4 protein-coding genes (1 of these 4 cut by a window edge) are annotated in these 14,001 nt (G+C 74.7%); all 4 read left to right on the top strand.

All coding sequences use genetic code 11. The features are described from left to right. Tightly spaced (each overlapping or abutting the next), the 4 genes in view from ACF09K_RS30160 to ACF09K_RS30145 form a layout consistent with a single transcriptional unit that may run on beyond the window. Window positions 1-11,530, top strand: the 3' portion of a protein-coding gene (locus tag ACF09K_RS30160; protein ID WP_392248483.1) for an SDR family NAD(P)-dependent oxidoreductase. It extends 10,568 nt beyond the left edge of the window; only the last 11,530 of its 22,098 coding nucleotides appear in the window; the start codon falls outside the window, past its left edge; its stop codon occupies window positions 11,528-11,530. Beyond that, complete coding sequence (locus ACF09K_RS30155; protein ID WP_392248482.1) at window positions 11,530-12,519, top strand: LnmK family bifunctional acyltransferase/decarboxylase; 990 nt, start codon at window positions 11,530-11,532, stop codon at window positions 12,517-12,519. Before ACF09K_RS30160 ends, ACF09K_RS30155 begins: the two co-directional genes overlap by 1 nt. Next, the gene (locus ACF09K_RS30150) at window positions 12,503-12,766 is read left to right on the top strand and encodes an acyl carrier protein (protein ID WP_391976592.1); all 264 of its coding nucleotides are present in this window, start codon (window positions 12,503-12,505) and stop codon (window positions 12,764-12,766) included. Before ACF09K_RS30155 ends, ACF09K_RS30150 begins: the two co-directional genes overlap by 17 nt. Further along, window positions 12,763-14,001, top strand: coding sequence for a hydroxymethylglutaryl-CoA synthase family protein (locus ACF09K_RS30145; protein WP_392248481.1), 1,239 nt, complete (start codon window positions 12,763-12,765; stop codon window positions 13,999-14,001). The genes ACF09K_RS30150 and ACF09K_RS30145 overlap by 4 nt, the downstream gene beginning before the upstream one ends.

The raw sequence follows: 14,001 nt of genomic DNA, 5'->3' as shown, positions 1-14,001 counted from the left end.
CGGCGGCCGCGACCGCTCCGTGCTGGGCGCGGTGCTGCGGGTGCTGGAACGGGCCGGCGCCGCCACCCTGGACAGCGACGGGACGCTGACCTTCCGGCGTGCCCTGCTCGACCCGGCGCGGCTGCCGGTCGCCGAGTTCGCCGCCGCCCACCCCGCGATGGCGCCGCACCTGAAGCTGCTCCGGGTCTGCGTGGCCGGCCTCCCCGGCATCCTGTCCGGCCGTACCGCCGCCACCGAGGTGCTGTTCCCCAAGGGCTCGGCCGCCCTCGTCGAACCGGTCTACGCCGACGGGCCGGGCGCCGAGCACTTCCACCGGCTGATGGCCGCCGAGGTGGTCGGCTCCGCGCGGCGGCTCACCGGCGGCGAGCGGCCGCTGCGGATCGTCGAGATCGGCGCCGGGACCGGCTCCGCCACCCGCCACGTGCTGGCCGCCTGCGCCGCGGCCGGCGTGCCGACCGCGTACCGCTACACCGACGTCTCGCCGGCCTTCCTGCGCCACGGCGAGGCCGCCCACCGCGCGCCCGGCATGCGCTACGAGCTGCTGGACATCGAGCGGGACCCCGCCGCCCAGGGCTTCGAGCCGGGCTGCGCCGACGTCGTACTGGCCACCAACGTGCTGCACGCCACCCGGGACATCGGCCGCACCCTGGCCAACGTCCGTGCCCTGCTGCGGCCCGGCGGCGTGCTCGCCGTGAACGAGGTGACCGGCTCCTCCGAGTTCGTCACCCTCACCTTCGGCCTCACCGAGGGCTGGTGGCGGTTCGAGGACCCGCAGCGCCGCCTCCCGGACTCGGCGCTGCTCGGCCCCGCCCAGTGGCGGGCCTGCCTCACCGAGGCGGGATTCCGGGTGACGGGGGTGCGCGGCATCCCCGGCACCCCCGAGGACGAACTCGAGCAGTGCCTGGTGACGAGCGAACGGGAGTTGAACGTGACAGCCGAGCAGACACCGGCACCGACCGCGGCCCAGGTCCGCGGCTACGTACGGCAGGTCTTCGCCGAGGTGCTGAAGTTCCGTGCCGCCGAACTCGACGACCACGCGACCTTCGAGACGTACGGGATCGACTCGCTGGTCGGCCAGAACATCGTCTACCGGATGGAGCAGGACCTCGGCGCGCTGCCCGCCACCCTGCTGTTCGAGCACCTGACCATCGACCAGCTCGCCAACCACCTGCGCACCGACCGCGCCGACCGGCTGACCGCGCTGCTCCAGCCCGCCACGCCACCCGCCACGCCACCCGTCGAGCCGTCCGTCGAGGCCGCCCCGCCGGCACAGCCCGCCCCGGTCGCCCCGGTCGCCCCGGTCGTGCAGGCCGCTCCGGACGTGCAGCCCGCCCCGCTCGCCCCGGACGTGCAGGTGACGCCGCCCGTGCCGGTCGCGGAGCCGGCCCGGCCCGGCCCGGTGGCGCACGGCGAGCCCGCCGGCATCGCCGTGATCGCGGTCAGCGGGCGCTACCCGGGCGCGCCGGACGTCGAGACCTTCTGGCGCAACCTGGAGGACGGCCGCGACGCCGTCACCGAGGTGCCCGCCGACCGCTGGGACTGGCGGCCCACCTTCGACGCGAAGCGCGGCCGCAGCGACCGCAGCTACAGCCGGTGGGGCGGATTCCTCGACGACATCGACAAGTTCGACCCCGCCTTCTTCGGCATCCTGCCGCGCGACGCCGCCGACATCGACCCGCAGGAGCGCCTGTTCCTGGAGACGTGCTGGGACCTGCTAGACCGGGCCGGTTACCTCGGCAGCTCCACCCACGAGACGATGACCGGGGTGTTCGCCGGCGTCATGTACGGCTCGTACGGACGGCTCGCCGCCACCGGCTGGGCGCACGGCAAGCTCTCCGGCGCCCACTCCGCGTACTGGTCGGTGGCCAACAGGGTCTCCTACCACTTCGACTTCCAGGGCCCCAGCTTCGCCGTCGACTCCGCCTGCTCCTCCTCGCTGACGGCCGTCCACCTCGCCGTCGAGAGCCTGCGCCGCGGCGAGTGCCGCATGGCCGTCGCGGGCGGCGTCAACCTGATCCTGCACCCCGCGCACCACGTGTCGCTGTCCGCGCTCAACATGCTGGCCGGGGACGGCGCCTGCAAGGTCTTCGACGAGCGCGCCGACGGCTTCGTGCCCGGAGAGGGCGTCGGCGCGGTGCTGCTCAAGCCGCTCGCCGACGCCGAGCGCGACGGCGACGAGATCCTCGCCGTGATCAAGGGCAGCACCGTCAACGCCGGTGGCAAGACCGGCGGTTACACGGTCCCCAACCCGCAGGCGCAGACCGCGCTGATCGCCGAGGCGGTGCGCCGCTCCGGCGTCGACCCGCGCACCATCGGCAGCCTGGAGGCGCACGGCACCGGCACCGCCCTCGGCGACCCGATCGAGATCGCCAGTCTCACCCGGGCCTTCGAGGAACTGGGCGCGTCCCCGGACGAGTTCCGCTGCGCCATCTCCTCCGTCAAGGCCGCCATCGGCCACCTGGAGGGCGCGGCCGGCATCGCCGGACTCACCCGGGCCGTGCTCCAGCTCCGGCACGGCAGGATCACCCGGTGCGTCAACCTGGAGAACGTCAACCCGAGGATCGCCTTCTCCGGTTCGCCGTTCTACCCGCCGCGCGAGACCGTCGACTGGCCCGCGCCCGCCGACGGCTCCCCGCGCCGGGCCGGCGTCAGCGCCTTCGGCGCGGGCGGCGCGAACGCCCACGTGGTGCTGGAGGAGCACCGCCCCCGCACCGCCCCCGCGACGCCCCGGCCGCCCGACGGCGAGCAGCTGTTCCTGCTGAGCGCGCGCACCCGGGGCCAGTTGGTCCGTTACGCCGAGCGGGTCGCCGAACTGCTCGCCACCCCCGAGGGCGCGGAACTCCCGCTCGCCGCACTGGCCCGCACCAGCCAGGTCGGGCGGCGCGAGATGGCCGAGCGGCTCGCGGTGCTGGCCACCGACACCTCCCAACTCGCGGTTCGGCTCGACGACTTCGTCCGTGGCGTGGAAAACGCCGGGGTCGTCGTGGGCAGCGCCGGCGGCGACTCCGGCGGCTGGTCGCTGCTCGACGACGAGGACGGGGCCGCCCTGGTCGCCACCTTCCTGGCCAAGCGGCGGCTCCCCAAGCTGGCCCGGCTCTGGACGGCCGGAGTACCCGTCGACTGGCGGGACTGCTGGACCGCGCCGCACCCGCGCCGGGTCCAGCTGCCGCCCTACCCGTTCGAGCGCAGCCGCCACTGGCTGCCCGACCACACCGCCGCGCCGCTCCCCGCGCCCGCGGCGCCCGCCGCGCCGGCCGGGCCCGCGACGGTCTGCCGCTACCTGCGCCCGGTCTGGGAACCCGCCCCGCCCGCCCCCGCCGCCCCGCTCCCGTCGACGGTGCTGGTCATCGCGCTGGACGACGAACTCGGCACCGAACTCGCCCGCCGACTCGACGGGCTCGGCACCCGCTCCGTCCTGGCCCGTCCAGGGGCCGTCCTCGCCGCCACCGGCGAGGACCGGTACACGGTGGCCACCGGCGACCGCGAGGACCTGCGGCGGCTCGCCGCCCGCCTCGCCGCGGCCGGCGCGCTGCCGGACGCGGTCGTGGTCGCCGCCGGCGCCGGGGCAGGTCCGGACACCGGTTTCCTCCCCCTGCTGTGGTCCTGCACCGCCCTGCTGGCCACCGCCCCCGCGGGCACCCCGCTGCGCGCCGTCTACGCGCACCCCGGAGCGCCGCAGGACGCCCGGCCCGAGCACACCGCCGTCGCCGCCGCACTGCGCGGCCTCGCCATGGAGCACAGCCGCTTCACCGGCAGCTGTCTCGCGGTCGGCCCGGACGGGGACACCGCCGGGCGGGTCCTCGCCGAACTCACCGCCCCCGCCGGGGACGACCCGGTGGCCCAGTCCGGCTACCGGGACGGCGCCCGGCTGCTGCGCCGGCTCGCCGAGTTCACCCCGGCCACCGGCGGCGAGCCCGCCGACCTCGCGCTCCGCGCCGGCGGCACCTACCTGATCACCGGCGGCGCCGGAGCCCTCGGCGTCCGGGTCGCCGAGTTCATGGCCGTCCACGGCCGCCCGCTCAACCTGGTCCTGGTCACCCGCAACGGACCCGGCCGCGACGCCCGCGACCGCCTCGACCGACTCGCCGGCAGCGGCGTCACCGTGCACTGGGAGCGGGCCGACGTCACCGACCCCGAACAGGTCCGCCTGGTGGTCGAGGAGACCATCGACCTCTACGGCGCGCTGCACGGCGTCATCCACGCCGCCGGGGTCGTGCGCGACGGCCGCGCCGTCGGCAAGGACCGTGCCGAGGTCGAGGCCGTACTGGCCCCGAAGCTCGCCGTCGCCCACCTCGACGACGCGATCGGCGAGCGGCCGCTCGACTTCTTCGCCGTCTTCTCCTCGCTGGCCGGTGAGGTCGGCAACCTCGGCCAGGTCGACTACGCCTACGCCAACGCCTACCTGAACGGCTTCGCCGAGAACCGCGAACGCCTGCGCGCGCGGGGCCTGCGCGACGGACGCACCGTCGCCATCGCCTGGCCGCTGTGGGAGGAGGGCGGCATGCGCGTCGACGACGCCACCCTCCGGCTGTACGCCCAGCGCTGGGACATGCTCCCGATGACCACCGAGACCGGCCTGCGGGTGTTCTGCCAGGCCCTGGCCGGCGAGGAGCCGGTGCTGGTCGCCGTCGAAGGCACGGCCCCGGCGGCGCCCGAGGCCGCCCCCGCACCGGACCCGGCCCCCACTCCCGCCCCCGTGCGGGTGTCCGCTCCGGCCCCGGCGCCCGTCCGCGCGGCGGTCGACCCGGACCTCGCGGTGCGGGCCGAACTGCGCCGGATCGCCGCCGGTTTCCTGCTGGTCGACGCCCACGAGGTCGACATGGACGCGGAGCTCCTGGACTCCGGCTTCGACTCGATCACGCTCACCCAGCTCTCGGTCGACGTCAACGAGACCTACGGCCTCGACCTGCTGCCCACCGTCCTGTTCGAGTGCCCGACCCTGGACGACTTCGCCCGCCACCTGGTGACCCACCACGCGGACGCGATATCCCGAACGGCCGGCCGGAGGCCGGCTCCCGTGACCGAGCCGGCGACGGAGCCGGTCGCGCCGGCCGGTGCCGTCGGACCGACGCCGGTCGCACCGGTTGGTGCCGTCGGTCCGGAGCCGGTCGCGCCCGCGGGGGTGGCGACGCCCCAGCCCGTCGCCTCCGCCTCCGCCGCCGTCGCCTCCGCCGCCGTCGTCGGTCCGGAGCCGGTCACCCCTGCGGCAGTGGCGACGCCCCAGCCCGTCGCCTCCGCCTCCGCCGACGCCGCCGTCGCCGTCGCCGGGCCGGAGACGGAGCCGGAGCAGCCGTACGGTCCGGCGCCCATCGCGGTCGTCGGCATCGCCGGCCGGCTGCCCGGCTCGGCCGACCTCGACGAGTTCTGGCGGCACCTCGCCGCCGGGGACCACCTCGTCGGCCCGGTCCCCGCCGACCGCACCGACCTGCGGCAGGACCCGGAGACCCGCGAGCTGCGCGGCGGGTTCCTGGAGGACATCGCCGACTTCGACGCCGCCTTCTTCGGGATCTCCGCCACCGAGGCGGGCCTGATGGACCCGCAGCAGCGGCTGTTCCTCGAGGTGGTGTGGCGCGCCGTGGAGAACGCGGGCTACCCGCCGTCCGAACTCGCGGGCAGCGCCACCGGCCTGTTCGCCGGGGTCTCCACGACCGACTACGACGACCTGATGCGCACCCACGGCGTCGCGGTCCAGGCGCACACCGCCACCGGCCTGTCGCACGCGGTCCTCGCCAACCGGATCTCCCGGCTGCTCGACCTGCGCGGTCCCAGCGAGGCGGTGGACACCGCGTGCTCGAGCGCGCTGGTGGCGATCCACCGGGCCACCCGGGCGATCCTGGACGGCGACTGCGACCTCGCGATCGCCGGCGGCGTCAACGCGACGCTCAGCCCCGGCCTGTTCACCGCGTTCACCAAGTCCGGGATGCTCAGCCCCGACGGCCGGTGCAAGACCTTCGACGCCGCCGCCGACGGCTACGTACGGGGCGAGGGCGCGGGCGCGGTGGTGCTCAAGCGGCTCGACCGGGCACAGGCCGACGGCGACCACATCCACGGCGTGATCCGCGCCACCGCCGTCAACCACGGCGGCCGCTCCACCTCGCTCACCGCCCCCAACCCCGAGGCCCAGGCCCAGGTCCTGGTCCAGGCGTACCACCGGGCCGCACTGTCACCGGACACCGTCAGCCACATCGAGACGCACGGCACCGGCACCTCGCTCGGCGACCCGGTGGAGACCGAGGGCCTGAAGCGCGCCTTCGCCCAGCTGTTCGCCGAAGCGGGCCTGCCGCCGGCCGACCGCCCGCACATCGCGCTCGGCGCGGTGAAGACCAACATCGGCCACCTGGAAGCCGCGTCGGGCATCGCCGGAGTGCTCAAGACCCTGCTCAGCCTGAAGCACCGTCGACTGCCCGCCACCCTGCACCTCACCGAACTCAACCCGTACCTGCGCCTGGACGGCACCCCCTTCTACGTCAACGACCGCACCGCGCACTGGGACGGTGTCGACGACGGCACCGGCCGGACCGTCCGCCGGGCGGGCGTCAGTTCCTTCGGCTTCGGCGGCTCCAACGCCCACGTGGTGCTGGAGGAGTACCGCGACGAGACCCCGGCGCCCACCGGACTCCCGCCCGTCGCCACGCTGTTCCCGCTCTCCGCGCCGACCGCCGCCGCCCTGCGCGACTACGCCGCGGCACTCGCCCGGCACCTGGAGGCCGATCCCGACGCCGAGCCCGCCCGGGTCGCCTGGACCCTGCAGACCGGACGCGACGCCCACGCCGAACGCGTGGTCCTCGCGGCCGCCGACCGCGACCGGCTGCTGGCCCGACTCGGCGCCGTCGCACGGGGCGAGCTGATCGACTGTCCCCCCGACCCCGCCGCCCGCGAGTGGCTCGACACCGGCCGGACCGCCTGGGCGTCCCACTGGCCCGCCGCCCGCCCGCGACGCCTCCCGCTCCCCGGCTTCCCCCTCGACCCCGTACGCCACTGGTTCACCCCCCGCACCGCCACCCCTGCTCCGGCGGCCCCGGCGACCGTCGAACCCCCGGCGTCCCCGGCGACCGCCGGAACTCCGGTGGCCCCGGTGACCGCTGCGACCCGGGTGGCCCCGGCGACCGTCGAGGTTCCGGCCCGCACCGCCCTGCCGCTCCCGGCACCCGGCGTCACCCCGGCCCGCACCGAGGGCGGCCTGATCAAGCTGACCGCGGCCTCGACAGCGGCTCCCGCCCCGGACAAGGCCTCCGTCACCGCCCCGACCCCTGCCGCCGCCCCGGCTCCCGCCGCCCCCACCCCGGCCCAGGACCCTGTGGCCGTCCAGGTGTCGGCGGCGGTCCGGGAGGAGGTCGCCGGCCTGGTCCACTCGCGGCTGGCGGAGATCCTGGGCCTGGACCCGGCGACGATCCTGACGACCAGTTCGTTCGTCGACCTCGGCCTCGACTCGATCTTCCGGATGGAACTGGTCCGCGGCCTCAACGAGCGCTACGGCCTGGACCTCAAGGCGTCCGAGCTCTACGACCACGACAACGTCGAGCAGCTGACCGCCGCCGTGGTGGCCGCCATGGAGGAGCAGCCCGCACCCGAACGGCAACCGGTGCCGGCGCCCGCGCCCCTACCCGCAGCAGCACCGGCAGCCGCGCCCACGCCCGCACCCGCAGCGGCGCCCGCGCCCACGCCCGCACCCGCGTCCGCAGCGGCGCCCGCGCCCACGCCCGCACCCGCGTCCGCAGCGGCGCCCGCGCCCACGCCCGCACCCGCGTCCGCAGCGGCGCCCGCACCCGCGCCCGAGCCCGTCCCTGAACCCCTCCACGTCCCCGTCGTCGCGCCGCCCGCCGAGTCCGCGCCGGACCCGCAGGAGCTGCTCGCCGACCTGATCTCGACGATCTCGAACCGCACCCTGACCCCGGGCGTCACGTTCGCCGACGACGGCCTGACGTCCTTCGACATGCTGCGCACCGTGAGCGCGCTGGAAAAGCGTTTCGGCGCCCAGCGCAAGACCCTCATGTTCGACCACCCGACGGTGCCCGCCCTGACCGGGCACCTGCTCGCCGAGTACGGCCCGGCGACGGCCGACGGCCTGCGCGAGGCGCTGTCGGCGGCGGTGGCCGGGCCGGAGCAGGCCGCCGCCCCGACGGAGGCCGCGGTGCCGCCGGAGCAGCCGTCCGGCGGCTGGACGGTGCTGCGCAAGCGGCGGTTGCCGCGGCTTCCGGAGCTGGCGGCGGTGGTCGCGGAGGTCGACGCGCGGTGGGCGAAGGAGGGCGGCCTGGCGGGCCGTGACATCGCGCCGCTGATGTTCCTGGGGGCCGAACGGGAGGGGTACTTCAACTTCTCCCGGAAGGGCGGGGTGCTCTTCGCGTGGAGCTACGTCGGCTCGCGCGAGTACTTCCCGAAGCTGATCGAGCAGTACGTCGCCTACGCGGACCGGCACGGCCTGCAGCCCAACTTCCTGTCGGTGGAGCACATCGAGTCGGTGGCCGGCCGGCCGTTCAGCGCCACACCGTTCGGCGCGGTGCAGCGGCTGGACGACCTGAGCACCTTCACCACGGAGGGCAGCCGGATGCGCCGGCTGCGCTACATGGTGAACCGGTTCGCCGCGGCGGGGGAGTGCGCCACCGAGGAGTACCGGGTGGGCAGCGACCCCGCGGTCGACCAGGAGATCGTGGCGATGATGAGCCGCTGGGGCGAGACCAAGCAGATGGTCAACCCGTACGTGGCGGTGGTCAGCGAGGAGATCGGCCGGGGGCAGCTCGCCGAGCGGCACCGGATGTTCCTCACCCGGGTGGACGGCGTGCTGGCCAGCGCGATCATCGTGACGAAGATCCCGTCGGAGTCCGGCTGGCTGCTGGACCTGGAGTTCTACCCGAAGGAGGCGCCGCTCGGCGGCCTGGAGTTCGCGATCGTCCGGATCATCGAGAGGCTGGCGGCCGAGGGCGTCGAGATCTTCAGCTTCGGCGCGAGCTTCGGCGTCAGGGCGGGCGAGTCCCCGAACTCCTCGCCCGAGGTGGAGGACGGCCTGGCCGAGCTGCGGTCGGTCGGCATCTTCGACGAGGGCAACTTCCGGTTCAAGAACAAGTTCCGCCCGGCCAACTCGACGATCTACCTGTGCCAGCCGGACGACGAGCGGCGCAGCGCGGTCGCCGACGTGATCCTGATGATCGCCGACCCGGACCTGGACACCACCGCGCCGGAGGCCCTCGACGACGCCCCGGCCACGTCCGGCTCCCACTCCGACACCGTCTCCGAGCCCGAGTCGAAGCCCGAGCCCGAGCCCGAGTCCGAGTCGAAGCCCGAGCCTGAGCCCGAGCCGAAGGCCCCGGTCCGGCCCGCCGCGCCCGGGCCGGCCGCGGCTCCCGCTCCGGAGCGGGGGGTGCCCGCCCGGGCCGCCGCCCCGCAGCCGGCCGGCAGCGACCCGGGATACGGCCGCAACCCGATCGCCCTGCCCACCTCCGCGGTGCGGTTCGACCTGATCACCGACTCGTGGGCCGAGCTCGCCACCCCGGCGGTGACCGAGCGGACGGCCCGGCTGACCGAGGCCGCGGCGGGCGTGGAGCTCGGGGCGGAGGGCCTGCCCCGGGTGCCGTGGCTGGACTTCGCGTGCGTGGTGCCGACCCCGTCGGGGCGGACCGCGGAGGCGTTGCTGTGCCGCTCGTGGCCGGGGATCCGGCAGGCGGTCGTGCACAACGGGCTGTTCCCGACCCTGCTGATGAGCCTCGCCGACAACGGCTTCGAGCCGGTCGAGCTGCCCGGCTGCCGGCCCGTCACCAGGACCGGACCGTTCCGGGACGTCGACCCGGCGGCCCTGCGGCGGATCCTGGCGGAGCGCCCGGACGGGGTGTCCATGATCTGCCTGGAACTCAGCGACAACGCCCAGGGCGGCTACCCGGTCTCGCTGGCGAACCTGCGCGAGGTGCGCCGGATCGCGGTGGCCGCCGGGATCCCGCTGGTGCTCGACGCCACCCGGGCGCTGGAGAACGCGGCGTTCGTGGTGGAGCACGAGGAGGGCCAGCAGGGCCGGGGCATCTGGAAGGTGACCGCGGACCTGCTGGCCGTCGCGGACGCGGTGACGATGGGCCTGTCGAAGGACTTCGGCATCGACTTCGGCGGTCTGGTCGCCACCTCCCGCCCGGGCCTGGTCGAGCGGCTGCGGGAGCAGGTGTCGACCCGCGGCCACCAGGTCAACCTGGCGGGCCGGCGGCAGATCGCGGCGGCCCTCGCGGACTCCGGCGGCGTCGCCGAGCAGGTGGGCCGGCGCCGGGCCGCGGTGAAGATGCTGTGGAACCTGCTGTCGCGGGCGGGCCTGCCCGTGATCGGTCCGGCGGCCGGGCACTGCGTGCTGCTGGACACCGCCGCGATGAAGCAGTTCGCGGACTTCGAGCACCCGGTGCCGTCCTGCCTGGACTGGATCTTCGAGCACACCGGCGTCCGCGGCGGCCCGCACCTGGCCACCGGCGCCGGCGCGGCGCCGCTGATCCGGCTGGCGGTCCCGGTCGGCACCGGGACCTCGGACATCCGGGAGATCGGCAAGCGGCTGGCCCGGCTGTACCGGTCAGGACCGGAGCCGGTCGAGCTGATCCCGGTCGACCCGGCCGCGGCCCCCGCGCAGGCGGTGTTCCACCCCGCGGCGGTGGTGCCGGAGGACATCAGGACGGCGCTGCGCGAGGGCGTCCGCGCGAAGGACGACAACCTGGGCGTGCTGACCGACTTCGGCGCGCCGGTGGAGCACCGGATCGTCCGTGTCCCGCAGGGCGGCGAGGTGGAGGCCTTCCTGGCGGGCACCGGGCCGACGCTGCTGTTCATCCACCCGTTCAACATCGGGGCGGGCGTGTTCCGCCACCAGTTCGCCGGACTCTCCGACCGCTACCGGGTGGTGGTGCTGCACGCCCCGGGCGTCGGCCGCACCGACGCCTCCGCCGACCTGACCCTGCACGGCCTCGCCGAGGTGCACCGGGCGGCACTGCGCGAACTCGGCGCGACCGGGCCGGTGCACCTCGCCGGCGCCTCGTTCGGCGGTCTGACCGCGCAGACCTACGCGCTGGAGCACCCGGACGAGGTGGCCTCGCTGACCCTGATCTGCAGCTCCTACAAGTGCGCCAACCGGGTCGGTGAGGTCAACCGCCTGGACGTGGTGCTGCAGGAGGACTTCGACAAGATCGCCGCCGGCGGCGCGCAGGCCCCCGACGAGCAGCGGCGCCGACAGCTGGAGACGGTGCTGCTGCGTTCCGAGAGCATGGACCCGCAGACCGGTCTGCGCTACCTGGACGTGTTCGCCACCGAACCGGACCTGCTGTCCCGGCTGCCCCGGATCGCGGTGCCGACCCTGGTCGTCCAGGGCCGCTACGACTCGGTGATCCCGCAGAAGACGGCGCACCTGCTGCACGGCGCGATCCCCGACTCCCGGTACGCGGAGATCGACGGGGCCGGCCACTTCCCGGCGCTCACCCGGCCGGACGTCTTCAACTCCGTTCTCACCGCGTTCCTCGCCGAGCACGACACCCGGCACGACACCCGGCACGACACCGACCACGATGGAGGGCCGCAGTGATGCCCAGGACCGAGAACCCGCTGCTGCGGCCGGAGGTGTGGCGCGCCCCCGACGGCTCGGTCGGCCGGCTGGTCACCGTCAAGCCCGGGATGTGCGGGCACAACTCGCTGTTCGTCGGCCAGGTGGGCGACTGGACCTGGGAGACCGTCAGCGAGGTCTGCGGCACCGACGCGTTCGACGCGGTCGACGACCGGGGCCGGCCCACCTACCTCTCCTTCTACTACTTCAGGGTCCGCTCCGGCGGGCAGCTCCACCCGGGCGCGCTGACCTTCGGCGACCGGATCGAGACCACCTCGCGGGTGTTCGGCTTCGGCAGCGAGTCGGTGCTGACCCTGCACCGGATCCGCCGGGTGCCGCCGGGCGCCGAGCTGAAGCCCGAACAGGGCCTGGACCCGGACGAGTTCTTCGCGGCCCGGCAGCCCGACTGCCTGTACGTGCAGAACTTCAACCGCTGGGTCACCCGTAGTCACGCCGACAGCAACGAGGGGCTGATCAGCTCCGCGCCGGCCGACTTCCGGCACGCCCACCTGCCGCAGCTGCCCGCCGCCCACTCGCCGCGGGCCGCGTACGGGGCGGCCCGGGCCCGGCAGACCTTCCACGACCCGCGGGACCCGGAGTGGGAGGAGGTGGTGGCCGCGGACGAGGTCGAGTACCCGATCGACATCACCCGTGACATCAACGGCGTCGGACTCCTGTACTTCGCCTCGTACTTCTCCATCATCGACGGCGCCCTGCTCAAAATGTGGCGGAACCAGGGACGCGCCGACCGTAGATTCCTCGACCGAACGGTGCTGGACCACCAGCTCTGCTACCTCGGCAACGCCGACGCCGACTCGGTGCTGCGGATCCGGCTGCGCTCCTGGCGGCGCCGCGACGACCCGGCCGAGGAACGCTGGAACGCGGTGGTCGAGGACGCCGCGAGCGGCCGCCGCCTGGCGGTCTGCACCCTGCACGTACGACTGGAGGGCTCGAATGCCGCAGCGCAGTGACACCGACCGCGCCGCAGTGGCCCGCCTGGTGCACGAGACCGTCGCCGCCATCCTGCCCCAGGTGCCCGCCGAGCAGATCACCGGCGACAAGCACCTCAAGGACCTCGGCGCGGACTCGGTGGACCGGGTGGAGATCATCATGGCGCTGATCGACGCGCTCGGGGTGCGCGAGCCGATGGCCGGCTTCAGCACCGTGCCCGACATCGACGCCCTGATCGACTTCCTGGTGGAGGTGAAGCAGCGATGACCGTCCGGATCGGCATCGAGGCGCTGAACGTCCACGCCGGCTTCGCCCGACTGTCCACCGCCGAGCTGTTCGAGGGCCGCGGCCTGGACCGGGAGCGGATCGGCCACCTGATGATGCGGGCCCGCTCGATCGCCCTGCCCTGCGAGGACCCGATCACCAACGCCGTCAACGCGGCCGCCCCGATCGTCGACAGGCTCGCCCCGCAGGACAAGGAGCGGATCGAGCTGATCCTCACCTCCAGCGAGTCCGGCGTCGACTACAGCAAGTCGATCGCCTCGTACGTCCACGAGTTCCTGGGCCTGAGCCGCACGTGCCGGGTGATGGAGGTCAAGCAGGCCTGCTACGCCGCCACCGGCGCCCTGCAGATCGCCGCCGGCTACCTGGCCTCCGGCGTCTCCCCGGGCGCCAAGGCGCTGGTGATCGCCACCGACGTGTCCATGGTGGACGCCCGGGCCGGCTACGCCGAACCCGCCACCGGCACCGGCGCCTCCGCCATGCTGCTCGGCGACGATCCCCGGGTCCTCGCCCTCGACCTCGGCGCGTTCGGCGCGCACGCCTACGAGACCATGGACTCCGCGCGGCCGATGCCGGACCACGACATCGCCGACGTCGACGGCTCGCTGTTCGCCTACCTGGACTGCCTGTCCCGCAGCTTCGCCGACTACTGCGGCAAGGTCGCCGAGGTCGACCTGCGGACCACCTTCGACCAACTCGCCCTGCACACCCCGTTCGCCGGGCTGGTCAGGGCCGCACACCGCAAACTCATGCGGGAACAGGCCCGGGCCACCCCCGACGCCGTCGAGGCGGACTTCGCCGCCCGGGTGTCGCCCTCGCTGGTCTACCCCAGCCAGGTCGGCAACCTCTGCTCCGGCTCCGTCTACCTGGCCCTGGCCAGCCTCATCGACAACGCCCCGTACCGGGGCACCGCCCGGGTCGGCCTGTTCTCGTACGGCTCGGGCTGCGCCTCCGAGTTCTTCAGCGGCCTCATCGACGAGGGCTCCCGCGCCGCGCTCGCCGAGCTGGACATCGCGGGCCGGCTGGACGCCCGGGTCGAACTGGGCTTCGCCGAGTACACCGAGCTGCTCGCCGAGAACAGCCGCTGCCTGGTCCCGGTCGAGAACCGCAAGATCGAGGTCGAGCGCTACCGGCGCTTCCTCGACGCCCGCCCCGGCCGGGAGCCGGTGCTGGCGTACCGCGGCACCGAGGGCTACCACCGCACCTACGAGTGGGTCTAG

The sequence above is a fragment of the Streptomyces sp. NPDC014882 genome (assembly GCF_043081325.1).
In the GTDB taxonomy this organism is placed as follows: domain Bacteria; phylum Actinomycetota; class Actinomycetes; order Streptomycetales; family Streptomycetaceae; genus Streptomyces.
Note: the sequence above shows the minus strand (reverse complement) of the source record. Positions and strands in the feature narration are given on the sequence as shown.

What these genes read in the sequence shown, in the direction of transcription:
- ACF09K_RS30155 (WP_392248482.1), top strand. Translation starts at nt 11,530, where the DNA reads ATGCCCAGGACCGAGAACCCGCTGCTGCGGCCGGAGGTGTGGCGCGCC.
- ACF09K_RS30150 (WP_391976592.1), top strand. Translation starts at nt 12,503, where the DNA reads ATGCCGCAGCGCAGTGACACCGACCGCGCCGCAGTGGCCCGCCTGGTG.
- ACF09K_RS30145 (WP_392248481.1), top strand. Translation starts at nt 12,763, where the DNA reads ATGACCGTCCGGATCGGCATCGAGGCGCTGAACGTCCACGCCGGCTTC.